Raw genomic sequence first — 23,301 nt, 5'->3', positions numbered from 1 at the left:
GGACGGAGACTGCCGTACGCGCAGAGACGGCGCAAATGCCAGATCGGACCCGGATCGTTCTTGACAACGGCGGGAACGGTTTGGTATTTTTGTTATAGCGTTTAGCACTCGTTTGGCAAGAGTGCTAACGAACCGAGGAGGGAATGCCGGATGTTAACCGAACGTCAAAGGATGATTTTAACGGCCATTGTCGACGATTATATCCGATCCGCGGAGCCAGTCGGTTCGCGAAGCATTTCCAAACGGGGCGATGTAAGCTTCAGTCCGGCGACGATCCGCAACGAGATGGCCGATCTGGAAGAACTGGGGCTGCTCGAGCAACCTCATACATCGGCCGGCCGCATTCCTTCGGTTAAAGGGTATCGCTATTACGTCGATCATCTGATCCCGCTTTCCGGCGCAAGCGAACAGGACATTGCCAAGTTGCGCAGCTTCTTCGCCGACAAGGTGAGCCATTGGGAAGGCGTCATCCATCAGGCGGCGACGATTTTGTCGCATCTGACCAACTACACGTCCATCGTTCTCGGCCCGGAAATGTTCAGCACGACGTTGAAGCATTTTCAGCTCGTTCCGCTGACCGACAGCTCTGCCGTCGCCATCATCGTCACGAGCACCGGCCATGTCGAGCATCGCACGGTCACGATTCCCGAAGGCATCAACATCGGGGATATCCAGAGAATCGTCAATCTGCTTAACGACAAGCTGGCGGGAGTGCCGTTTGTCCGCATCAAATCGGTGCTCTACACCGAGGTGGCCAGCGAACTGAGCCGGTTCATCGACCGCTGCGAGCAGGTTCTCGAAGTGCTGGAGAAGACGCTTGCGGACGAGATGGAGCCGAACGTGTTTTTGAGCGGGGCGACGAATATTTTGACGCAGCCCGAGTTCAAGGATGTCGGCAAAGTGAAGGGCATTTTGGATACGTTGGAAGAGACGTCGAAGCTCGTTCAGCTGTTCCATGCCGTTCCGGAAGGCATTCAGGTGCGGATCGGCACGGAGAATGCCGTGGAAGAAATCAATTCATGCAGCCTCATTACGGCGACCATTTCCGTCGAGGGGCAATCGCTGGGAACGATCGGAATCCTCGGCCCGACCCGGATGGAGTACGGGAAGGTCATCCATCTTCTGGAATATTTGACCAACGATTTCGCTACGCATTTGAGCCGTTGGTTTAAATGAGCAAGGGTATAGCGGCCGCTCGAGGGTGGCACGGTAAGGAGGTGATTTGCGCGTGAGCAGTCAAGATATGAAGGAGCCCGAAAAGATGGAAGAGCAACGCGAGGAAGCGGCGGAGAACGCCGCGGAGACGCAGCAGCCCGAAGAGGCGGCAGGCGGCGCGGACGAAAGCGCGGAAGCGGCCGAAACGGCGGAGGCCGCCCGGTCCGGCGACACCGAACAAGCGGCCGAAGATCCCCGTTATCTGGAACTGCAGCGGCTTGCCGACGACAATTATCAGCGTTTTCTGCGGGCTCAAGCGGATTTCGACAACTACCGGCGCCGCACGCTGAAAGAGAAAGAAGAGCTTTCCAAATACGCTTCGGCCAAATTGATCAGTGAGCTGCTGCCGGTGGTCGATAATTTTCAGCGCGCGCTGAAAGCCGGAGGAGAAGCGGCCAATGACAGCGCCTATTCGAAAGGCATCGAAATGATTTACCGCCAATTCGTTCAGGTGCTGGAGAACGAGGGACTTAAAGCGATGAACCCGGTCGGCCAGCCGTTTGATCCGGAACTTCATCAGGCGATTATGCAGGTCGAATCGGAGGAATACGGCGAGGGCATCGTCGTCGAAGTCGTTCAGGAAGGCTATTGGCTGAAAGACAAGGTGATTCGCCCGGCCATGGTCAAGGTCAGCCAATAGAGACGTACTTACGAAGCAAGATCGAAGCACTAACCATGGAACGATGTGAGGAGGAGTACTTCATATGGGCAAAGTAATCGGGATCGACTTGGGAACGACCAACTCCTGCGTCGCCGTCATGGAAGGCGGCGAGGCCGTCGTCATTCCCAATCCGGAAGGCGGCCGCACAACCCCTTCCGTGGTCGGCTTTAAGAAGGACGGGGAGCGCATCATCGGCGAGGCGGCGAAACGCCAGGCCATCACGAACCCCGACCGCACCGTCATTTCGATCAAACGCCATATGGGCACGGACTATAAAGTAAAAATCGACGACAAGGCCTACACGCCGCAAGAAATTTCCGCGATGATTCTGCAAAAGCTCAAAGCGGACGCGGAAGCTTATCTGGGACAGCCGGTTACCCAGGCGGTTATCACCGTACCGGCATATTTTAATGACAGCCAGCGTCAAGCGACCAAAGACGCCGGCACGATCGCCGGCCTGGAAGTGCTGCGGATCGTCAACGAACCGACGGCTGCGGCGCTGGCGTACGGTCTCGAAAAGCAAGAAGACCAAACGATTCTCGTCTTCGACCTCGGCGGCGGTACGTTCGACGTCAGCATTCTGGAGCTCGGCTCCGGCTTCTTCGAGGTCAAGGCGACGAGCGGCGACAACCATCTTGGCGGCGACGACTTCGACCAGGCCATCATGGACTGGCTCGCAGCCGAATTCAAGAAAGAGCACGGCGTGGACCTGATGAAGGACCGTGCCGCCGTCCAACGCCTCAAGGATGCCGCGGAAAAAGCGAAAAAAGAACTGTCGGGCGTGCTGAGCACGACGATTTCGCTGCCGTTCATCACGATGGTCGACGGCGTGCCGCAGCACCTTGAAGTCAACCTGACGCGCGCCAAATTCGACGAATTGACCGCGCATCTCGTCGAACGGACGATGGGTCCGACCCGCCAGGCGCTCGCCGACGCCGGCCTCAGCCCTTCGGATATCGACAAAGTCGTGCTCGTCGGCGGTTCTTCGCGGATTCCGGCCGTGCAGGAAGCGATCAAGAAGCTGACCGGCAAGGAGCCGCACAAAGGCGTTAACCCCGACGAAGTCGTTGCGCTCGGCGCAGCCGTTCAAGCGGGCGTCCTGACCGGGGATGTCAAGGACGTCGTGCTGCTCGACGTTACGCCGCTGTCGCTCGGCATCGAAACGGCCGGCGGCGTCATGACCAAGATGATCGAACGCAACACGACGATTCCGACGGAAAAATCGCAAATTTTCTCCACGTACGCGGACAACCAGACGCAGGTCGAAATTCACGTCCTGCAAGGCGAGCGCGCGATGGCTCGCGACAACAAGACGCTGGGACGCTTTATTCTGAGCGATATTCCTCCGGCTCCCCGCGGCGTGCCGCAAATCGAAGTCAAGTTCGACATCGACGCCAACGGCATCGTGAACGTGTCCGCCATGGATAAAGGGACGGGGAAAAGCCAGAAGATCACGATCACGTCCTCCAGCGGCTTGAGCAAGGAAGAAATCGAACGCATGCAGAAAGAAGCCGAGCTGTACGCCGAAGAAGACGCGAAGCGCCGCGAACTGGTCGAAGCAAAGAACAGCGCGGACCAGATGGTCTACACGGTCGAAAAAACGATCAAGGACCTGGGCGACAAAGTCGACGCGAGCGAAATCGAAAAGGCGAACGCGGCCAAGGAAAAAGTGAAAAAAGCGCTCGAAACCGACAACCTGAGCGAAATCAAAGCCGCGACGGAAGAGTTGACGCAGGTCGTGCAGCAGCTTTCCGTCAAGCTCTACGAGCAGGCGGCGAACGCGCAAGCGGCTCAAGGCGGCGCGGATGCCGGAGCGGCCAAAAAAGACAACGTCGTCGATGCGGACTATGAAGTCGTGGACGACGACAAGAAATAAGAAACGTTGATCAAAGTCAAAGCTTGCTTCCCTTGCCGGCCAGGCAACCGGAACGGCTTTGACTTTCCTCATGAGGAGGTGGAGGAGTGGCAGACAAACGAGACTATTACGAAGTGCTGGGGGTCGACCGGAACGCCTCCGCCGACGAGATCAAGAAAGCTTACCGCAAGTTGGCCCGTCAGTACCATCCCGACGTCAACAAGGCGCCGGATGCGGAAGCCAAATTCAAGGAAGTCAAGGAAGCCTACGACGTTCTTACCGACCCGCAAAAACGCGCCCGTTACGACCAGTACGGCCATCAGGATCCGATGGCGGGCTTCGGCGGCGGGGCGAGCGCGAGCGATTTCGCCGGGGGCTTCGGGGACATTTTCGACATGTTCTTCGGCGGCGGAAGCCGGCGCGACCCGAACGCTCCGCAGCGCGGCAACGATCTGCAATACACGATGACGATCAGCTTCAAGGAAGCGGTCTTCGGCAAAGAAACCGACATCACCATTCCCCGCACCGAAACGTGCGACACCTGCCGCGGCAGCGGCGCAAGGCCCGGCTCCAGGGTGGACACCTGTTCGTCCTGCCGCGGCACCGGCCAGGAGGAAGTGGTGCAGAATACGCCGTTCGGCCGGATTGTCAACCGCAGAGTCTGCTCGACTTGCGGCGGCAAAGGAAGAATCATCCGCGAACGCTGTTCCGTGTGCGGCGGCAGCGGCCAAGTGAAGCGGCAGCGGAAAATCCACGTCAAAATCCCGGCCGGCGTCGACGACGGCGCGCAGCTTCGGGTCAGCGGCGAAGGGGAGGCCGGGCTGCGCGGAGGCCCTCCCGGCGATTTGTACCTGGTGCTTCGGGTACAGCCGCATGAGTTTTTCGAGCGCGAAGGAGACGACATCTACTGCGAAGTGCCGCTGACGTTCGCTCAGGCGGCGCTGGGCGACGAGATCGAGGTTCCGACGCTGACCGAGAAGGTCAAGCTGAAAATTCCGGCCGGAACGCAGACGGGAACCTACTTCCGCCTGAAGGGCAAAGGCGTGCCCCGGCTGCGCGGCTACGGGCAGGGGGATCAGCACGTCAAAGTGACCGTCGTGACGCCGACCAACTTGACCGAAGCGCAGAAGAACCTGCTTCGCGAATTTGCCGCCAGCATCGGCGAATCGACGCAGGAGCAGCATCCGTCGAGCATATTCGAACGAATGAAAAAAGCGATACTGGGCGACTGACGAGCTTTCTTTTCCGCTTCGCGCCGCGGCCGCGGCGATTGAAGCGCAGAGGGCCTGTTCAAGCTCCCGTCCGCGGTTCGGGCGGGAGCTTTCGGCATGCATACGAGGCCATCCGGACGCGCATCCTATCTTTTGAAGCGGAAGGATAACGCCAAAGGATGGATGAATCATGAGCATCGACGAACGCCCAAGCAGGAAGCGATTTGCTTCCCGGACCTCCAAGCTGCCGGCCGCATCGGCCGAAGATGTGGAATACGCCCAAGAGCTTGCGGACGAGGAAGACCTGGAAGCCTGGGAGCGGGCCGAGGAAGCCGACCGGCGGGCCTCCCGGTACGAAGGGAAGTAACGGGCATGGAAATGCGTCCGCTCGTTGCAGGTTTCTCTTCCCAGGATCAAGCGGAACACGCGGCACGAAAGCTCCTGGCCTTGCGCGCCGACCGGTTCCGCATCGAGCGGAAGGGTGGCGTTTCGGAATCCGGCGTCTCCGACGCCTTTCTGGAGGCTGCGGAAGAACCGGGAACGCTTGGTGCGCCAGGACCGTTCAGCCTGTCCGTCCAGGTTCCGGCGGTTGCGTTTGCGCGCGCCCGCACCGTGATCGAGCAGGCGGGAGGCCGGGTTATTTCGGAATAGCTACTGAACAGGAAGCGTCAGGCCTTTGCGGCTTGACGCTTTTTTTGCGTCCGCTTCGGGGAAGCGTGTATAATGAAGGTCAATGAAAACCGCGGCGGCCGCGGTTTTGAAATCGGGGAGGAAGACAAGTGCGCTGGTTTGAAGTGACCGTCTTCGCGACGGAACAATCGCAGGAAATAATCGCGAATTATCTCCACGAGCTGGGAGCGGGGGGCGTCTCGATCGAGGAATCGTGGTCGCCGGATAAGCCCCGGGATACGTCCCTCGGCCAGTGGTACGACAAACCGCTTAACGATATTCCGGCGGGGTACGCTTACATCAGAGGATATTTTCCGGAAGACAGCGATCCGGACGCCGTCATAAGCGAGCTGGAGCGGCTGTTGCCGGGCTTGCCCGAATTCGGGTTCGATGCGGGCGAATACAAGCTGAGCGTGGCCGAAGTCGACGAGGAGGATTGGGCGCATGCGTGGAAAAAGTATTTCAAACCGATCGCCGTTTCCGATCGCCTCACCATCAAGCCGACGTGGGAGGAATACGAGCCGCGCGAAGGCGAGCTGATCATCGAGCTCGATCCGGGGATGGCGTTCGGCACGGGCACGCACCCGACGACCGCGCTGTGCCTGCGTACGCTGGAGAGCGCCATCTCCGGCGGGGAGACCGTGATCGATGTCGGCACCGGCTCCGGCATTCTCGCGATCGGCGCCGTTCGTCTCGGCGCGTCGCGGGTGCTGGCCGTCGATCTCGATCCGGTCGCCGTCACGAGCGCAACGCAAAATGTGGAACTGAACGGTCTGCACGATGTCATCGAGGTGCGCCAAAGCGACCTGCTGGGCGTGCTGCGGGAAGGCGAAGCGGCATCCCGCGCGGAAAATGCCGTTCGTCCGCCCGTCGACATCGTCGTGGCCAATATTTTGGCGGAAATCATTTTGCTGTTTATCTCCGACGTGATGGAGGTGCTGAAGCCCGGCGGCATCTACATCGCGAGCGGCATTTATAAAAACAAGGAAGCCGACGTGGAGGCCGCGCTGCTTGCCGCCGGTTTCGACATTATCGACAAGGTCCGCGAGGACGACTGGATCGCATTTGTGGCGGGCAAGCCGAAGGGAGATGCGGAATGAATTTTCTCTGGTATCCGCTTGAGCACCTGCCGTTCGTCGTGCTGACGATGCTGCTCGCCTTCACGGTGCACGAATTCGCGCACGCCTGGACGGCATGGAAATTCGGCGATTCGACCGCCTACGAGCAGGGGCGCGTGACGCTTAATCCGATGGCCCACCTGGACCTGTTCGGCATTCTGTTTTTGCTCGTCGCGGGCTTCGGCTGGGCGAAGCCGGTGCCGGTGCGCAGAAGCCGCTTCCGGCATCCGAGACTGATGAGCCTGATCGTGACGGCGGCGGGACCGGTCAGCAATTTGCTGATCGCGTTTCTGGGCCTGCTGGTCGTCTACGCGCTGGTTGCGGCCGGAGCGCTTGAAGCGCCTTCCCGGGGAATGCTGGAGACGGTGTCGACGTTTATGGCTTACTGGCTTCATCTTAATGTCATTTTGTTTCTGTTTAACCTCATACCGCTGCCTCCGCTGGACGGCTACCGCATCGTCGAGGAGTTTGCGCCGCTTCGGTGGCGGCTGAAAATGAGCCAGAACGAGCAATGGGGCATGTTCGTTTTTCTGCTGCTCGTGTTCATTCCGCCGCTGCGCAATGCGACGATCGCGCCGCTGTTCTCGCTCGGCACGCCGATTCAGGAAGCGATGAACGCCCTTCTTGCCGCCGTCTTCGGAAACGCCGCCGCCAACTCGGAGACGATCCGTTCGATCGGCTATCTGCTTGGCTGGCCGCTATAATCCGGTGGCGCGTCCCGGTCAAACAAGGTATGATGGAGTTTAGAACATTGCGGGAGGCACCAGCGTTATGCAGCGTTATTTCGTCGCTCCCGGCCAATTCGCAGGCGCCGGCGTGACGCTGACGGGAGACGACGCCCGTCATTTGGGCACGGTCATGCGGGCGAAGCCGGGAGACGTCTTTATCGCCTGCGACGGAGCCGGCCGGGAGGCGCAGGTCCGGATCGAAACGATCGAACCGGGCAAAATCGCCGGAACGGTGCTTCAATGGATCGATACCGGTTCGGAAATGGCATGGCGCGTCACGGTGGCGCAAAGCTTGCCCAAAGGAGACAAACTGGAAACCGTCATTCAAAAGGGCACCGAGGCGGGCGCGGCCGCGTTCCTGCCCTTTACTTCGCGGCGAACGATCGTGCAGTACGACGAGCGCAAGGAAGGAAAAAGGCTTGAGAGATGGCGCAAAATCGCCAAGGAGGCGGCGGAGCAGGCGCATCGCGCGGTCATTCCCGAGGTGGCGCCCGTTTGCTCGTGGCAGCAGCTGCTCCGCTCGATGAAAGATTACGATCTGACTTTGCTATGCTATGAAGAGGAAGGCCGCGGCGGGACGGGCTTAAAACAAGTCTTGTCGGCTTTTCGCGAGCGGAGTCCGTCCGCGGCGAATCCGCGCGTATTGGTCGTCGTCGGCCCCGAAGGCGGCTTCGATCCGCAGGAGGCCGAGCAGGCCGCGGCGGCCGGGGCGACCGCGGTCGGACTCGGGCGCCGCATTTTGCGGACGGAAACGGCGGCGCTTGTGGCGCTTGCCTGCATTGCATACGAATCAGGAGAGATGGGAGGTTGACCGCCATGCCCAGCGTGGCATTTTATACACTCGGCTGCAAAGTCAATTTTTACGACACCGAAGCGATGTGGCAGCTGTTCAAGAACGAAGGCTACGAGCAGGTCGACTTCGATACGGACGACGCCGACGTCTATGTCATCAATACCTGCACGGTGACGAACACCGGCGACAAGAAAAGCAGACAGATCATCCGGCGCGCGATCCGGCGCAACCCGGACGCCGTCATTGCGGTGACGGGCTGCTATGCGCAAACGTCGCCGGCCGAAATTCTGGATATCGAGGGCGTCGATCTGGTGATCGGCACCCAGGACCGCGACAAGCTGATGTCGCTTATCGCCGAAGTCCAGCGGACGCGCAAGCCCGTCAACGCCGTGCGCAACATTATGAAGACGCGCGCGTTCGAGGAGCTGGACGTTCCGACTTTCGCCGAGAAAACGCGGGCGTTCCTGAAAATCCAGGAGGGGTGCAATAACTTCTGCACCTTCTGCATCATTCCGTGGTCCCGCGGCCTTTCGCGCAGCCGAGAGCCCGCAAGCGTGCTGAAGCAGGCTCGGCAGCTGGTGGAAGCGGGCTACAAGGAGATCGTCCTGACCGGCATTCATACCGGAGGCTACGGCGACGATCTGGAAAATTACAGGCTCAGCGATCTGCTCGTCGATCTGAACAAGATCGAGGGGCTGGAGCGGATCCGCATCAGCTCGATCGAGGCGAGCCAAATCGACGACCGCATGATCGAAGTGCTCAATTCGTCTCCGAAGATGTGCCGCCATCTGCACATTCCGCTGCAGGCCGGCGACGATGCGATTCTGAAGCGGATGCGGCGCAAATATACGACGGAGGAGTTCGCCGACAAAATCGCCCGCATCAAGCAGGCGATGCCGGACGTGGCCATTACGACGGACGTCATCGTAGGCTTTCCGGGAGAGACGGACGAGCAGTTCGAGAACGGCTACCGGTTTATGGAAAAGATCGGCTTTGCGGAAATGCACGTGTTTCCCTATTCCAAGCGGACCGGCACGCCGGCTGCGCGGATGGAGGATCAGGTCGACGAGGAAATCAAGCACGAGCGCGTCCACAAGCTGATCGACCTGTCCGAGAAGATGCAGGCGGAGTATGCGCATAGGTGGGTCGGACGGGAGCTTGTCGTCATTCCGGAAAGAAGCGGAAAAGCCCGCGAAGGCTCCGGAACCGTTGCGGGCCATGCGGACAACTATCTGCTTGTCGCGTTCGAGGGCGACGAGTCGCTCGTCGGCAAGCTGTGCCGCGTGCGCGTAACGGAAGCCGGCGTGAACGAATGCAAGGGAGAGCTGCTGGAGGTGCTGGAGGACGCCCGTCCGCTGGCGCTGCACGCCTAAGTAAAGATTCGGGCGAAGATTTCACCCGGCGGTTTGGCGGACGCGAGGGCTGCCGGACCTCCGGGATGAAATCTTTTGTCGTACATAAGTCGCAAATTGACGGCAGGGGGAGTCGAAGTGAACGAAATTTCCGCGGGAGGCGTCGTATACAGGAGACGGGACGGCATGCTGGAGATTCAGCTGATCCAAGACCGTTTCGGCAAAATGACGCTGGCCAAAGGAAAGATGGAGCCGGGGGAGACGATCGAGCAAACGGCGCTTCGCGAAATTCGGGAGGAGACGGGCATTGCCGGGCGGATTGTCGCTCCGCTGTCTGTCGTCCGCTACCAATACGAATCCGCCGACAGGGCCGCCGTGCAGAAGGAAGTGCATTATTTTCTGGTCGAGGCGGACGAAGGCGCGTTGAAAGCGCAGGAAGAAGAGATCGCGGGCGTAGCCTGGCACACGCCGGAAGAAAGCTGGCGGCTGCAGCGCGAGGGCGGATACGACACGAACGAAGAAGTGCTTCTTGAGGCGCTTCGCCGTCTTGGCTGCGAGCCGCCGGAAGCGAAGGCGAGCCGGCCGGACGGCAGATTCCCGATCTGGCGGCCGGGCCAATCGATGGCGCCGTTTATCGACCACACGCTGCTGAAGGCGGAAGCGCGCGCGGAAGATATCGCCAAGCTGTGCCGCGAGGCGCTTGAATACGGGTTTTACAGCGTGTGCGTCAACGGGAGCTGGGTCCGCATGTGCCGGGAACAGCTTTCCGGCACCCAGGTGAAGGTATGCGCCGTCGTCGGCTTTCCGCTCGGCGCCGCCGCAACGCGCGCCAAGGCGTTCGAAGCCGCGGCCGCCGTCGAGGACGGGGCGTCCGAAATCGATATGGTGCTGCCGGTCGGCAGGCTGCTCGAACGGAATTACGACGCCGTGGAACGGGATATCGCCTCCGTCGTCCAGGCGGTCCAAGGGGGGGCGCTCGTCAAGGTGATTCTCGAGACGGGCGCGCTGCCGGACGAGCTCAAGCGGGAGGCGTGCCGGTTGACGGAAGCCGCGGGCGCGGATTACGTCAAGACGTCGACCGGCTTCGGCCCCGGAGGGGCTACCGAAGCCGACATTCGCCTCATGCGCGAATCGGTGTCGCCGCATCTGGGCGTGAAAGCGTCCGGGGGCGTCCGCACCGCCGAAGCCGCCGCCGCCATGCTGCTTGCCGGGGCGAACCGGATCGGCACGAGCTCCGGCGTCGCCATCGTCGGCGGAAAGCCGCCAGCGGAAGGCGGGTATTGAGCGATTGCGGCCGAAACGGAACATTTGAAGCGATCCGGGCCCGGGCTCAAGGCGTTCTGCCCGTTCGCGGCCGGCCGAAGCTGCGGATGCGGACATAGGCGATCGGCAGCGCCAGCAGCGAGCAGGCGACGTTGAACAGCGTCTGCGCATGCGCGATCTGCGCCGCCGGATGCCCGGGAGAGATCGCCGAAGAAGCCGCGAGCAGCCCGTCCCTTAGAGGATAAAACAGCGCCGCCCCGCACACGTTCAGGGCGATTTGGGAAAGCGCGACGAAGCGGCCGCCCTTGCCTCCTCCGAGCGAGGCGAGCAGACCGGTGAAGCAGGTGCCGATATTGGCCCCGAGCACGACCGCGATTCCGGTCGATACCGGCAGCGTGCCCGTGTCGGCCAGCCCCATGGCCATGCCGATGACCGCCGAGCTGGAATGAACGAGCGCGGTCAAAACGGCCCCGCCCAGCAAAGCGTGCATCGGCCGGGTTTCGGTCTGGGCCATCCAGGCGGCGAACGTGCCGTTTTGCTGCAGGACGGGGCCGATCGTTTGCAGCGAAGCGAACCCGATCAGCATGAGGGCAAAGCCGGCAAGCGCGGCCGATCCGTATCTCATGGCGTCCGCCGCCCGCCGGGGAAGCCGGGGCAGCGCGCCTGCTTCCAGCGAGAGCAACGTCCACGTCCAGACCGCGAACGAAGCCAGCAGCAGCGGCAGGCCGTAGCGGTGGAGGCGCAGGCCGATCAATTCGGTCGTCAAGGTGGTCCCGACGTTGGTCCCGAGCAAAATCCCGAAGCTGTTCGCAAGCGGCAGCAGCCCGGCATTGACCAGGCTGATCGTAAGCAGCGTGACGGCGGTTCCGCTTTGCAGCAGCCCGGACGAAACCGTTCCGGCGACGAAGCCGCGCAGCGGCGTCGAGGTCGTGCCGGCCAGAACGGCGGCCAGGCGTTCTCCGGCCCAGACGCGGAGCGCCGTTTCCGTCACCTTCATTCCGCCGAGCAGCAGGGCCAGTCCGAAAATCGACGCGGCGACAAGCGGAAGCAGCATCATCTCAATCCTCCCGCCATTCAAGCGAAATTTCATTCCATTGTATGCATAGATCGGACAAGTAATGTCTAGGAAAGGCGTGATCGATATGTCCACCGGAAGCCAAGCCCGCGTCGTTTTGAACCGTTCCCGCCGCCCGAGGCTGGAGCAGGGCCATCCTTGGGTTTATCAAAGCGAGATCGAAAAGCTGGAAGGAGCGGCCGAACCCGGCGCGCTCGTTCAAATCGTCAACCATCGGGGCCAGTTTTTGGCCGTCGGCTACTGGAATCCGAACTCCCAAATCGCCGTCCGCGTCGTCTCTTATCAACCGCTTGAGCAGTGGGACACCGACTGGTTCCGGGAGCGGTTCGCCAGGTGCGCCGCTTACCGGAGCCGTTTTGTCGGCGCGGAGCCGTCCTGCCGGCTCGTGTTCGGGGAGGCGGATTTTCTGCCGGGGCTCATCGTGGACCGTTACGTCGACGTGCTCGTCGTTCAAGTGCTGACGCTGGGCATGGACAAAGCCAGGGAGCTGTGGCTGCCCGCGCTTATCGACGTGTTCGCGCCGCGCGGCGTGTACGAGCGGAGCGACGTCGGCGTCCGCACGCTGGAGGGCCTTGAGGAGCGCAGCGGCGTTCTGTACGGCGACTGTCCGCGTTATGTCGTCATCGAGGAAAACGGCCTGAAAGTCGAGGTCGACATCGAAGGCGGGCAAAAAACGGGCTATTTCTTCGACCAGCGGGAAAACCGCGCTGCCATCGCGCCGCTGATGACCGGCTGGGGCGTCCGCAGCGGCATCAAGCTGGAGAAGCGGGAGACGGAGGAGGGAATCCAGGAAATTCCAGTCAACGCCAACGGCAAACCCGTCACGTTTCCTTACTGGGACGGCGCGACCGTGCTGGAATGCTTTGCCCACACCGGGAGCTTCACCCTTCACGCCTGCAAATACGGGGCCAAAAAAGTGACATGCCTCGACATTTCCGCGCACGCGATCGAGACGGCAAGGCGCAACGTCGAGCGAAACGGCTTTTCCGACCGCGTCGAGTTCGTGACGGCCGACGCCTTCGAATATTTGCGGCAGCAGGTCAAGGGCCGGGAAGAGCGGCAGCAGCGGGCGGCCGCCGGAGAAGGCAAGAAAGTGGACACGTCGAAGCCGCTTACGTCGGAAGGCCGGACGTGGGACGTCGTCATCCTCGATCCGCCCGCGTTCGCCAAGACGAAGCGGGCCGTGCCGAGCGCGATCCGCGGCTACAAAGACATTAACCTGCACGCGATGAAGCTGATCAACGAGGGCGGGTATCTCGTAACGTCGAGCTGCTCGTACCATGTAAGGCCGGATCTGTTTATGGAAACGATTCTCGAGGCGGCCGCCGATGCCGGCAAAACGCTTCGCTTGATCGAGTGGCGGGGAGCGGGCAAAGACCATCCGCAGCTTGGCGGTGTCGAAGAAGGGAACTATTTGAAATTCGGCATCTTCGAGGTGCGCAGCCGGAAATCGCTGTAGTCTCGGTGATTTGTTAAGAAAGTGTGAGTCGGACAAGCTGTAACTTTCCTAAAATCTCTTCGGTATCCTGTTGGCTAGGATAGTGGAGAGAGGATGTGGATCTTGTGGATGTATTGCGCTTCGGACGACGCACCGTACCGCTGCAAAATAAGGCGAAACGAGTCGAAAGCCGGCAGCGTCTAAACAAGAGAATGCGCGAAATGGCGCTTGATCTGGAGTTTCGCCGCAAGTGGAAGCAGGTGACCGACGTCGAGCTGTGGTCGGACGCCGCGATTTTCTGGTTCCGGGACGGGACGAAGCTTTATTTGCATATTTCGTAACGGATTTTCGCCGGCAACTCGCCGGCGGGAACCCGATCCATGACCGAATGCCCGCAGCTGCGGGCGATTTTATTTTTTGGCCGCATCTTCCTCTGAGCGTTCAAGCGGCTGCCGGCCGCCAGATTCCCGCGCATACGCTTCTTTGCTTTCGGTCCGAACCGGGCCTAACACGCGCTTAACTTTTTTTCGCGCTTGTTTCGCGCCCGTAAGCTCTGCGAACGTGTGTGCGCCCTTTGCGGCAATATGGTACAATGTTCGCAGAAGAAGGTTTGTCGGCATTCGACAACGAAAGGAGCGGCAAAAAAGGATGACGCTTCGGTTGATAACGGGCCGGTCGGGAAGCGGCAAAACCCGGTTTTGCCTGGACGAAATCCGGCGGAAGCTGCGCGAGGATCCGGAAGGGCCGCCGCTTATTTTGCTCGTGCCGGAACAAGCGACCTTTCAAGCGGAATATGCGCTGGTTTCGTCGCCGGAACTAAGCGGGTTCATGCGCGTTCAGGTTCACAGCTTCAGGCGGCTGGCTTTTCGCGTCATGCAGGAGACGGGCGGCTCGGCGGCGGTGCCGATCAACGAGAACGGCAAGGCGATGCTGATCCGCAAATCGCTGGAGCAAAGGCGCGGGCAGTGGAAGCTGCTGCGCAGCGAAGCGGCGGGCCAGGGGCTGGTCGGCAAGCTGAACGAGCTGATCACCGAGTGGAAGCGTTACGGGATCGACGGAGCCAAGCTTTCCGAGCTTGCCGGATCGGTGTCCGCAACGGACCCGGCGTCCGCCCTGCTGGCGGACAAGCTTCACGACCTGGCGCTGCTCACCCTCGATCTCGAACGCGAAATGGCGGGACGGTGGCTGGACGGGGAAGACGCGCTCAGGTGGCTGGTGCGCGGAGCCGCCGAATCCAAGCAGCTTGCCGGCGCGGAAATCTGGGTGGACGGCTTTCACGGCTTTACGCCGAACGAATACGAGGCGATCGAGGCGCTGCTGCGCCATGCCGCCCGCGTGTCGGTGACGCTTTGCCTGGACAAGCCGCGGGGAGCGGGCGAACGTCCGGACGAGCTGGAGCTGTTTCATCCGACGGCGGAAACGTCGGCGCGGCTTTGCGAGCTGGCGGAAACGGCCAAGGTGCCGGTGGAGGAGCCGGTCGTGCTGAATCCGGATCCGCTGCCGCGGTTTGCGGCGAATCCCGTATTGGCGCATGTGGAAAGCGCGTTCGACGCCCGCAGGCGCTGGACGGGAGATCCCGCTCTGCTTGATCCGGGGCGCCCGCAGTGCGGCCTGTCGCTTTACGAAGCGGCCAACCGCCGCGCGGAAGCGGAAGGGGCGGCCCGCGACATGCTGCGCCGGGCGCGGACGGAAGGCTGCCGCTGGAGGGATATGGCGGTTTTCGTGCGCAGGATGGAAGACTATGCGGATTTGCTCGAAGAAGTGTTCGCCGATTACGGAATTCCCTATTTTCTCGACGGCAAGGTGACGGCCGCTCATCATCCGCTTGTGGAGTTTGTCCGTTCGGCGCTGGAGACGGTCGTAGGCGGATGGAAATCCGACTCCGTGTTTCGCTGCGCGAAAACGGACCTGCTTCATCCGCAGGACGCCGTGTCGGCCCGCGCGGAAGTGGACGAGCTGGAAAACTACGTGCTGGCCGCGGGCATCGACGGCTGGCGGTGGCACGATGAACGGGCGTGGCTGCCGCTTTCCCGGGGCGACCTGGAAGCGGAGGAGCAGCCCTCGAAGTCCGCGTTTGACATGGAGCGGATTCGGTCGACGCGGGATGCGATTATTTCTCCGCTTCGCCGGATGGAACAGCGCTTTAAGCGGTCGGCTACGATGCGGGATTTGTGCGAAGCGCTGTTCGAACTGCTCGAGGAAACCCGCGTCGCCGACCGGCTTGAACGCTGGAGCGCCGAGGACGAGGCTGCGGGCGATCCCGGCAAGGCCCGCCTGCATCGCCCGCTCTGGGACAGCGTTCTGGACCTGCTCGACCAGCTGGTCGAGCTGACCGGCGACGAGCCGTCCAATCCGCAGCTGTTCGCGGACATGATCGATGCGGGACTGGAGGAGCTGAAGCTCGGCGCGGTGCCGCCGTCGCTCGACGCGGTGCTGATCGGCAGTCCGGAGCGCACGCGGTCGGACCGCATCGCGGTTCTTTATATGCTCGGCGTCAGCGACGGCGTCATGCCGATGGCGATCCGGGAAAACGGCCTGCTGTCGGAGGCCGAGCGGGACCGGCTGACGGAGTCGGGACTGAAGATGGCGCCGGGGGCGCGCCGCCGGCTGCTGGACGAGCGGTTTTTGGCGTATTTGGCCTTAACGGCTCCTTCCCGGCATTTGTGGATCAGCTATCCGGCCGCCGATGAGGAAGGGCAGGGGCTGCTCCCGTCGGAATATATCCGCCGCCTGCGCCAGCGCTTTCCGGGGCTTCCCGTCGGCGTGCTGAACGCCGAGCCGCAGGAAGGCGAATCCGAAGAACGGCAGCTGGCGTACGCCGCCCATCCGGGGAGGGCGCTAACCTATCTGGTCTCCCGGCTGCGCGCCTGGCGGCAGGGAGGGGAGCTGGCCGACGGCTGGTGGTCGGTGTACCGCTTTCTGGCCGAACGCGGGACATGGCGGTTCCGGCTGCGGAAGCTGCTTTCGTCCCTGCAATACCGCAACGACGAGCCGCCGCTTGAGGCCGGCACGAGCAGGCTGCTGTACGGCGACCGGCTGATCGCCAGCGTATCGCGGATGGAGCGGTTCGTCGCCTGTCCGTTCCGGCATTTTGCTTCGCACGGACTGCGGTTGCGCGAACGCAGGCTGTACCGCGTCGACGCGCCCGACATCGGCCAGCTCTTTCACGCCGCGCTGCGGCAGACGACGGAGAAGCTGCTCGCCGAAGGGCCGGCGGGCCAATCGCTGGCCCGTTGGCAGCAGGAAGCCGCAGCGGCGGTGGAGCGGCTGCTTCCGAAGGTGCAGTCGCAAATTCTGCTGTCCTCCCTTCGCCACCAGGCGATGGCCCGGAAGCTGAAGGAGATCGTCGCCCGGGCGTCGGCGATGCTGGGCGAGCACGCCAGGCTGTCGGCGTTCCGACCCGTCGGACTGGAAGTATCGTTTGGCCCCGATGGCGTGCTGCCGCCGCTGTCGCTCGATTTGGGCAACGGGCGGCGGATGGATATCGTCGGGCGGATCGACCGCGTCGATGCGGCCGAAACCGACGAGGGGCTGCTGCTGCGGGTTCTGGATTACAAGTCCAGCGCCATGAAGCTGAAGCTCGACGAGGTTGCGCACGGATTGTCGCTGCAAATGCTGACGTATCTCGATGTCGTCGTCTCCCATGCGCCGAGTTGGCTCGGACGCCCGGCGGAGCCGGCGGGCGTGCTGTACTTTCACGTACATAATCCCCTTCTGCACTGCGCGAACGGCATGTCGCCGTCCGAAGCGGAGCGGGCGATGCGCAAGGAGTTCCGCATGCAGGGGCTCGTGCTCGCAAACGGAGAGGCGGTGCGGCTGATGGACGAATCGCTCGCGGCCGAAGGCAAATCGTCCGTCATTCCGGTGGAATTCAAGAAGGACGGCTCGTTCTCGGCGCGCTCGCAGGTCGCGGATTCGGGCCAGTGGAACGTGCTGCGCAAATCGGTCCGCAACAGCATCCGCCGCATCGGCCGCCGCATCGTCGAAGGGGACGTCTCGATCTCGCCTTACCGGCTGGACAAACGGAGCCCCTGCGCGCAGTGCGAATACCGGCCGGTGTGCCAGTTCGACGCGCTGATCGAGGGCAACCGGTATCACCCGCTGATGAAGCCTTCGAGCCGGGAGCAGCTGTGGCAGTGGCTGGAAAACGAAGCGGAAAGGGGAGACTGGCATTGAGCGGGCATACGGGGTTGCTTGCGGCGACTTACGCGAAGCCGGAAGGCAGCCGCTGGACGGATGAGCAATGGGCGGCTATTTCCGCTCGGGGAACCGACATTTTGGTGGCCGCGGCGGCCGGATCGGGGAAGACGGCCGTGCTCGTCGAACGCATTCTTTCCCGCATTGCCGACGAAGAGCGGCCTTTGGACGTCGACCGTTTGCTGGTGGCGACCTTCACCAAGGCGGCCGCGGCGGAGATGAAGGAGCGCATCCGCATCGCCCTGGAAGACGAGCTCGAGCGCAGGCCCGATTCCGACCACCTGCGGCGTCAGCTCGCCTTGCTTCCGCGGGCGTCGGTGACGACGCTGCACTCTTTCTGCCTGGAAGTGGTCGAGCGGTACGCCCCGCTTATCGGCCTGGACCCGGGCTTTCGCATCGCGAACGAGACGGAGGCGGAGCTGCTTCGGATGGACACGCTCGACGAGCTGTTCGAGGAGCGTTACGGCCGGGAAGGGGAGAGCGGAGCGCTGGCCAGACTGGCAGACCTGTTCGGCGGGGAGCGGAGCGACGAGCCGCTGCACCGGCTCGTTCTCGAGCTGCACGAATTTGCCCGCAGCCATCCGTGGCCCGAGCGGTGGCTGCGCGAGGCCGCGGCGGCCTTTCGGGAAGCCGGAGAACAGGGCCTTGCGAACGCGCCCTGGATCGGCAGCATTCGCAGCGATGCGGCGCTGGCGCTGCAGGGCGCGCTCAGCCGGCTTTCCGCCGCGCTGAATGCGGCCCGAAGTCCCGGCGGTCCCCATCCGTACGCGGATACGCTGGAGGACGATCTGGCGGCCGTCGGGAGGCTGCTGGACGCCGTGCGGAACGAGCCGCTGGACAAGTGGAGCGAGGCTTACGCCGCCTGCACGTTCGGCCGCTTGAAAGCGTGCCGGAAGGACGGGGTCGACCCCGCGCTTCAAGAGAAGGTCAAGAACCTGCGCGACGAAGCGAAAAAAGCGGTGTCGAAGCTCGGAGAGGAATGGTTCGTGCGGACGCCGGAGCAGTATGCGGAAGAGCTGCGCAGGCTCGCTCCGGACATGGAGGCTCTGGCGGAGCTTGCGATCGAATTCGGGCGCAGATACGAAGCGGCCAAGCGGGCAAAGGGCCTGCTTGATTTCGGCGATCTTGAGCACTACGCGCTCGCGATTTTGCGGGACCCTTCCTCGACGCCGGACCGGGTGCTGCCGTCTTCCGCCGCGGCGGACTACCGGGAGCGCTTCGAGGAAATTTTGCTCGACGAATATCAGGATACGAACGAAGTGCAGGAGGCGATCGTCTCGCTGATCGCCCGGCATTCGCCCGGCAACGTGTTTATGGTCGGCGACGTGAAGCAGAGCATCTACCGGTTCCGGCTGGCGGAGCCGGGGCTGTTTCTGGCCAAGTACAAGGCCTACGACGTATGGACTCCGCAGGGCCCGATAGCGGCGGAAGCATCCGGCGAAGAGCGGCGCCAGGACGGGGCGACGGAAGGGCCGGAACCGGAGCCGGCTTGGGCGGATGCAAGCTCCGGCCCGCTGCGGGGCCTGCGCATCGACCTTGCGCGCAACTTCCGCAGCCGAAGGCGGGTGGTCGACGCGGTCAACCACGTATTCCGCCTGATCATGCGGGAGCCGGCCGGCGAGATGAATTACGACCGCCGGGCGGAACTCGTCTACGGGGAAGGATACCCTGCGGAAGACGCGTCCGAAGACGTTTACGCCGTGGAGATGATTTTGCTGCAGTCGGGAAGCGGGGAAGGGGAAAATGCCCCCGCAGCCGAAGCCGAGCGGGAGGAAACGCTGGCGCAAGGCGGTGCCGAGGAATCGCAGCAGGACGAACGGGAAGCGGAGGAGGAGCTTGAAACGGCGCAGTTGGAAGCCCGCTGCATCGCGGCCGAAATCCGGCGGCTGATGGGGCAGGACGGCAGCGGCAAGCCTCCTTTTTCCGTGTACGACGGCAAATCCGGGCTGTTCCGTCCGCTCCGCTACCGCGACATCGTCATCCTGCTGCGGGCGACGTCGTCGGCGGCGCCGGTCGTGCTGGAGGAGCTGAAGGCGGCCGGCATTCCCGCTTTCGCCGATTTGTCGACCGGCTACTTTGCCGCGACGGAAGTGGACGTCATGCTGTCGCTGCTCCATCTGATCGACAATCCGGATCAGGATATTCCGCTCGCCGGCGTGCTGCGTTCTCCGATCGTCGGCCTGACGGCGGAGCAGCTTGCGCGCATTCGGCTTCGCGACCGGTCGGGATCGTTCTGGCAGGCGGTGCAGGCGGCCGCGCGGGACGACGTTGCGGACGGTCGTCCGGAACAAGCCGGGGACAGCCGTTCGGACGCCCGCGCCGAAGAGGCCGGCGGCGGCCGGCATTCGGAATCCGGAGACGAGGATTGGCGGGAAAAACTTCGCGGCTTTCTCCGGTCGTTGGAATCGTGGCGAACGCTGGCCCGGCGGGAATCGCTAGCGTCGCTGCTGCTGGCTTTGTACCGGGATACGGGATATTACGATTTCGTGGGAGGCTTGCCCGGCGGCATTCAGCGCCAGGCGAATTTGCGGGCGCTCGTCGACAGGGCGAGGCAGTATGAGCGCAATTCCAGCTACAGGGGCCTTTACCGCTTCCTCCGCTTTCTCGGCCGGATGCGGGATACCGGCGCCGATCTCGGCGCCGCCAAGGCGCTTGGGGAGCAGGAGGACGTCGTCCGGCTCGTTTCCATCCACCGCAGCAAAGGCCTGGAATTCCCCGTCGTTTTTGTCGCGGGTCTGGGCCGGGCCTTCAACCGGCAGGATCTGAACGGGATGTTCCTGAAGCACAAGCGGTACGGTTTCGGCCCCAAGTTTGTCGATCAGGGCACCCGCGCCGCTTATCCGACCCTTCCGCAGCTGGCCATTCGCAGAAGGCTGCGGGCGGAGCTGCTCGCCGAAGAGATGAGGGTGCTGTATGTCGCGCTGACAAGGCCCAAGGAAAAGCTCTATTTGATCGGCACGACGGCGGACGCCGCCAAGGACGTCGAAAAATGGCGCGAGCTGGCCGCTTTGTCGGAGGAAGGCATGCCCGACCACGCGATCGCGGCGGCCGGCCGCTATTTGGACTGGCTCGGCCCCGCCTCCGTTCTCGCCGGCGCGGATTGGGCCTCTGACGGAACGGATCGCGCAGCAAACGGCGGCCTCGGCGAGCCGTCCGCCACGGCATGGGCCTGCCGCATCGTCCCGGCTTCCGCGTTCACCCGCGCCGCGACGCCTTCGGCTGCGGAAACGGCGGACGGGGATTCGCTGTGGAACCGCGTGCTGCGGCTGGACGGCATTCCGGTGCCGGAGACGCCGGCGGGCCGGTCGGCTTACGAGGCGCTGGCATGGACGGACCCGCATGCGGAAGCTTCCCGCGTCGCGGCCAAAACGTCCGTATCCGCCCTGAAAATCAGACGCCAAACGCTGGCGGATCGCAACGAACGCTTCCCCGCGGAGGAGCCCTCTGCCGGTTCCTCCGCCGACAGCGCGGGAGCGTACGACGACGAAGAAGCGCGCCTGGCCGCGCCGGACGACGCTTTCGGACCGGTGCCGGCCGGCAGCGGATCGGCGTACCGGCTTCGCCGGCCGCGCTTTATGTCCGCCAAGCGGCTGACGCCGGCCGAACGGGGAACCGCCGTCCACCTGGTCATGCAGCATTTGCCGCTTCGAATCGGCGTGAACGAGGAGGACGTCGTTCGGCTGATGGCGGAGCTGGAAGACAGGCGGATCCTTTCTCCGCATCAGCGGCAGGCGGTCGATCCCGGCGCCGTGGCGGCGTTTTGCCGTACGCCTTTGTTCGAAAGAATGTGCCGGGCTCCGAAAGTGTGGCGGGAGCAGCCGTTCAGCTTCGGCCTTCCGGCGAAGGCGGTCTACCCGGAGCTGCCGGATCATGCGGCGGGCGACAAGGTGCTCGTTCAGGGGGTTATCGACTGCCTGTTCCCGGAAGGGGACGGCTACGTGCTGATCGACTACAAAACCGATTACGTGCCGGACGGCAACTTTGAAGCGGCGGCGGCAAAGCACCGGTTTCAGATCAGGCAATACGCGGAAGCGATCGGTTCGATATTGGGCCGGCCGGTGGCGGAAGGCTACGTATACTTTTTGGACGGAGGCGGACAGGCGGTCCGGCTGCTGTAACGAACGCCGGCCGCAAAGTTTCGCCGCGCAAGCTTTTCCGCAAAGGGCCGGCCGCATAGACGGAGGCCGTTTGCGCGCTTCGCAGAACGGAAAGGAGACATTATGGCAAAAAGAACGTACACGGTTCCGGTCCTGCTGATTTTGATCACGATCATGGCGATTCTAATCGTCCTTTTGTATTCGCGCCAGCTGCTCGACGAGCAGAGCCGCAAAACCGAGCAGGGAGAGAAGCTCGCCGAAAGCTACGGCTACTGCCAAACCTTCGCCGGCCTGCTCCGGGAAGGCTCGGAGGCGATGCTGAAGGCGGACGGCGCGGCCGGCCGGCTGCCGGCGGCCCAATCGTTCGGCAAGCTCGAACTGGCGGGCGGCGAGTGCCTGGACGCGCTGGCGAAGTCGGGAACCTACTCCGGCCAGGAACTGGCGGCGGCGACGAAAGCGGCGCAGGAGCCGATCGGAAAAATCGTGGCCGCGGCCGTTTCCATCGGCGGGCATGAAGGTCCGCTTACCGAGAAGGAGACGCAGACGCTGACGCGGCTTCGGGACGGCGGCGCCAAGCTGGAGGAAAAGCTGAACGCCTATCCGCTCCCGACCAAGGAGGAGCGGTTGCGGCTTATGGCGTCCGGCGACGAGTGGGTGCAGGCGGCGCAGCAAGCGGTGGAGGAGCTTCGGAAGTTGGCGGAATCGCTGGCCTGATCGTCGCTTTTCGCTGCGAACGGGCGCGGGAAGTGGCGAATCGCGCATCTGGGCATATGCTGAGCATATAGATTTTGGACGCATGGCCTGGATGAGGAGAAGCCGCATGGACAAAAAAGAGCTTAGAATCCTGTGCGAAAAACATATGCACCGCTACGTGGAACTGCGAACGGCCAACGGGATGTGCTACGACGGAATCGTGGAGTATGTGGACGACGAAACCGTCTGCCTGGCGGTTCCGGGCGCGATTGACGGTTATCGGGCGTTTTTCCCGTCGCCGTTCTTCGGACCCGGGCCGTTTCCGCCGTCCCCCTTTTTTCCGTTCCGGCCTCGGCGCTTCAGCCGGCTCGCGCTCCCGCTGGCGGGGCTCATCGCGCTGTCGCTGCTGCCGTATTACTGGTAAAGGAACAGGTCGTCAAGCCATGCAAAGCCGCATCGGCTTGATTTTTTTCTACAGCAGCCCCTTAACCTCCCCGGCAGTCCGTCCCCTTGTCTTCCGTTATCTTGGTCGGACCTTTCCAAAAAAACGAGCGAACCCGCGTGGCCGTTCGGCTTGTAAAAACGGGTATGTTCGCGTTGAGGCCTGTTCGCAACGGGAGTTCCGTTCGGAGGGGGCGCCCCGGGCGATATGCATGTAGACTAAAAAGTGGACACGCCGTAGTAGCGGCCCGTACAATATAACCAACCAAAAGGTCGAGGTGTGTCATGGGGGATATCCGTCAACATTTTGACGACGAGTTTAAACGTCAAACCGTTAAGCACATGCAAGAAAGCGGCAAAACCCCGGCTGAAGTATCCAAGGAGCTGGACATCCCGGTAAGAAGTATTCGGGCTTGGAGAAGGCAGTTTGCTCCCACCGGTGAGAAATCCCAATTGTTTGTGGACTACGAAAAAATGAAGAAGCTGGAACAACAG

The 23,301-nt window shown here is 62.6% G+C and carries 19 protein-coding genes; 18 read left to right on the top strand and 1 reads right to left on the bottom strand.

From position 1 onward, the window contains the following. The first annotated feature begins 150 nt into the window (after positions 1–150). The 11 genes from hrcA to deoC all read left to right on the top strand — a co-directional run bounded on the left by hrcA (position 151) and on the right by deoC (position 10,886). Positions 151–1,176, top strand: a complete 1,026-nt coding sequence (hrcA, locus tag F560_RS0118695; RefSeq protein WP_019007285.1) for a heat-inducible transcriptional repressor HrcA — start codon at positions 151–153, stop codon at positions 1,174–1,176. A 67-nt stretch (positions 1,177–1,243) separates the two neighbouring features. Continuing rightward, the gene (grpE, locus tag F560_RS0118690) at positions 1,244–1,855 is read left to right on the top strand and encodes a nucleotide exchange factor GrpE (protein ID WP_019007284.1); all 612 of its coding nucleotides are present in this window, start codon (positions 1,244–1,246) and stop codon (positions 1,853–1,855) included. A gap of 64 nt (positions 1,856–1,919) precedes the next feature. Continuing rightward, a complete protein-coding gene (gene dnaK, locus F560_RS0118685) occupies positions 1,920–3,752 on the top strand; it encodes a molecular chaperone DnaK (protein WP_019007283.1) in 1,833 nt (610 codons plus the stop codon). Between the two features lie 86 nt (positions 3,753–3,838). Beyond that, positions 3,839–4,963 (top strand): molecular chaperone DnaJ, encoded by a 1,125-nt coding sequence (gene dnaJ, locus F560_RS0118680; RefSeq protein WP_019007282.1) that lies wholly within the window; start codon positions 3,839–3,841, stop codon positions 4,961–4,963. A gap of 169 nt (positions 4,964–5,132) precedes the next feature. Continuing rightward, positions 5,133–5,309: a YfhD family protein gene (locus F560_RS25220; protein WP_019007281.1), complete on the top strand. Its 177-nt coding sequence runs from the start codon at positions 5,133–5,135 to the stop codon at positions 5,307–5,309. A 5-nt stretch (positions 5,310–5,314) separates the two neighbouring features. Continuing rightward, complete coding sequence (locus tag F560_RS0118670; protein ID WP_019007280.1) at positions 5,315–5,593, top strand: hypothetical protein; 279 nt, start codon at positions 5,315–5,317, stop codon at positions 5,591–5,593. 128 nt (positions 5,594–5,721) lie between these two features. Further along, a complete protein-coding gene (gene prmA, locus F560_RS0118665) occupies positions 5,722–6,711 on the top strand; it encodes a 50S ribosomal protein L11 methyltransferase (RefSeq protein WP_019007279.1) in 990 nt (329 codons plus the stop codon). Further along, positions 6,708–7,433: a site-2 protease family protein gene (locus F560_RS0118660; RefSeq protein ID WP_019007278.1), complete on the top strand. Its 726-nt coding sequence runs from the start codon at positions 6,708–6,710 to the stop codon at positions 7,431–7,433. The genes prmA and F560_RS0118660 overlap by 4 nt, the downstream gene beginning before the upstream one ends. Positions 7,434–7,500: 67 nt before the next feature. Next, a complete protein-coding gene (locus tag F560_RS0118655) occupies positions 7,501–8,268 on the top strand; it encodes an RsmE family RNA methyltransferase (protein ID WP_019007277.1) in 768 nt (255 codons plus the stop codon). 5 nt (positions 8,269–8,273) lie between these two features. Then, positions 8,274–9,623 carry a tRNA (N(6)-L-threonylcarbamoyladenosine(37)-C(2))-methylthiotransferase MtaB gene (gene mtaB / locus F560_RS0118650; protein ID WP_026298397.1) on the top strand — a complete coding sequence of 450 codons (1,350 nt, stop codon included), beginning with the start codon at positions 8,274–8,276 and terminating at the stop codon, positions 9,621–9,623. A gap of 117 nt (positions 9,624–9,740) precedes the next feature. Next, positions 9,741–10,886 carry a deoxyribose-phosphate aldolase gene (gene deoC, locus F560_RS26525; protein ID WP_019007275.1) on the top strand — a complete coding sequence of 382 codons (1,146 nt, stop codon included), beginning with the start codon at positions 9,741–9,743 and terminating at the stop codon, positions 10,884–10,886. 46 nt (positions 10,887–10,932) lie between these two features. On the opposite strand, the gene F560_RS0118640 is transcribed toward deoC, so the two are convergent. After that, positions 10,933–11,922, bottom strand: a complete 990-nt coding sequence (locus tag F560_RS0118640) for a Na/Pi cotransporter family protein (protein WP_019007274.1) — start codon at positions 11,920–11,922, stop codon at positions 10,933–10,935. Between the two features lie 85 nt (positions 11,923–12,007). Between F560_RS0118640 and F560_RS0118635 the strand changes: the two genes are divergently transcribed. From F560_RS0118635 to F560_RS0118600, 7 genes are all read left to right on the top strand, one after another. Continuing rightward, positions 12,008–13,399 (top strand): class I SAM-dependent rRNA methyltransferase, encoded by a 1,392-nt coding sequence (locus F560_RS0118635; protein ID WP_019007273.1) that lies wholly within the window; start codon positions 12,008–12,010, stop codon positions 13,397–13,399. Between the two features lie 104 nt (positions 13,400–13,503). Continuing rightward, positions 13,504–13,719, top strand: coding sequence for a hypothetical protein (locus F560_RS0118630; protein ID WP_019007272.1), 216 nt, complete (start codon positions 13,504–13,506; stop codon positions 13,717–13,719). A 307-nt stretch (positions 13,720–14,026) separates the two neighbouring features. Next, the gene (gene addB, locus F560_RS0118620) at positions 14,027–17,554 is read left to right on the top strand and encodes a helicase-exonuclease AddAB subunit AddB (protein WP_019007270.1); all 3,528 of its coding nucleotides are present in this window, start codon (positions 14,027–14,029) and stop codon (positions 17,552–17,554) included. Further along, positions 17,551–21,693: a UvrD-helicase domain-containing protein gene (locus F560_RS0118615; protein ID WP_019007269.1), complete on the top strand. Its 4,143-nt coding sequence runs from the start codon at positions 17,551–17,553 to the stop codon at positions 21,691–21,693. The genes addB and F560_RS0118615 overlap by 4 nt, the downstream gene beginning before the upstream one ends. A gap of 102 nt (positions 21,694–21,795) precedes the next feature. Continuing rightward, the gene (locus F560_RS0118610; protein ID WP_019007268.1) at positions 21,796–22,386 is read left to right on the top strand and encodes a hypothetical protein; all 591 of its coding nucleotides are present in this window, start codon (positions 21,796–21,798) and stop codon (positions 22,384–22,386) included. A 106-nt stretch (positions 22,387–22,492) separates the two neighbouring features. Next, entirely contained in the window at positions 22,493–22,789 is a 297-nt protein-coding gene (locus F560_RS0118605; protein ID WP_019007267.1) for a hypothetical protein, read from the top strand. Positions 22,790–23,091: 302 nt separating this feature from the next. After that, positions 23,092–23,301: transposase (locus tag F560_RS0118600; RefSeq protein WP_019007266.1), on the top strand; the 210-nt coding region annotated here is incomplete at its 3' end.

The sequence above is a fragment of the Cohnella laeviribosi DSM 21336 genome (genome assembly GCF_000378425.1).
GTDB lineage: Bacteria > Bacillota > Bacilli > Paenibacillales > Paenibacillaceae > Cohnella > Cohnella laeviribosi.
Note: the sequence above shows the minus strand (reverse complement) of the source record. Positions and strands in the feature narration are given on the sequence as shown.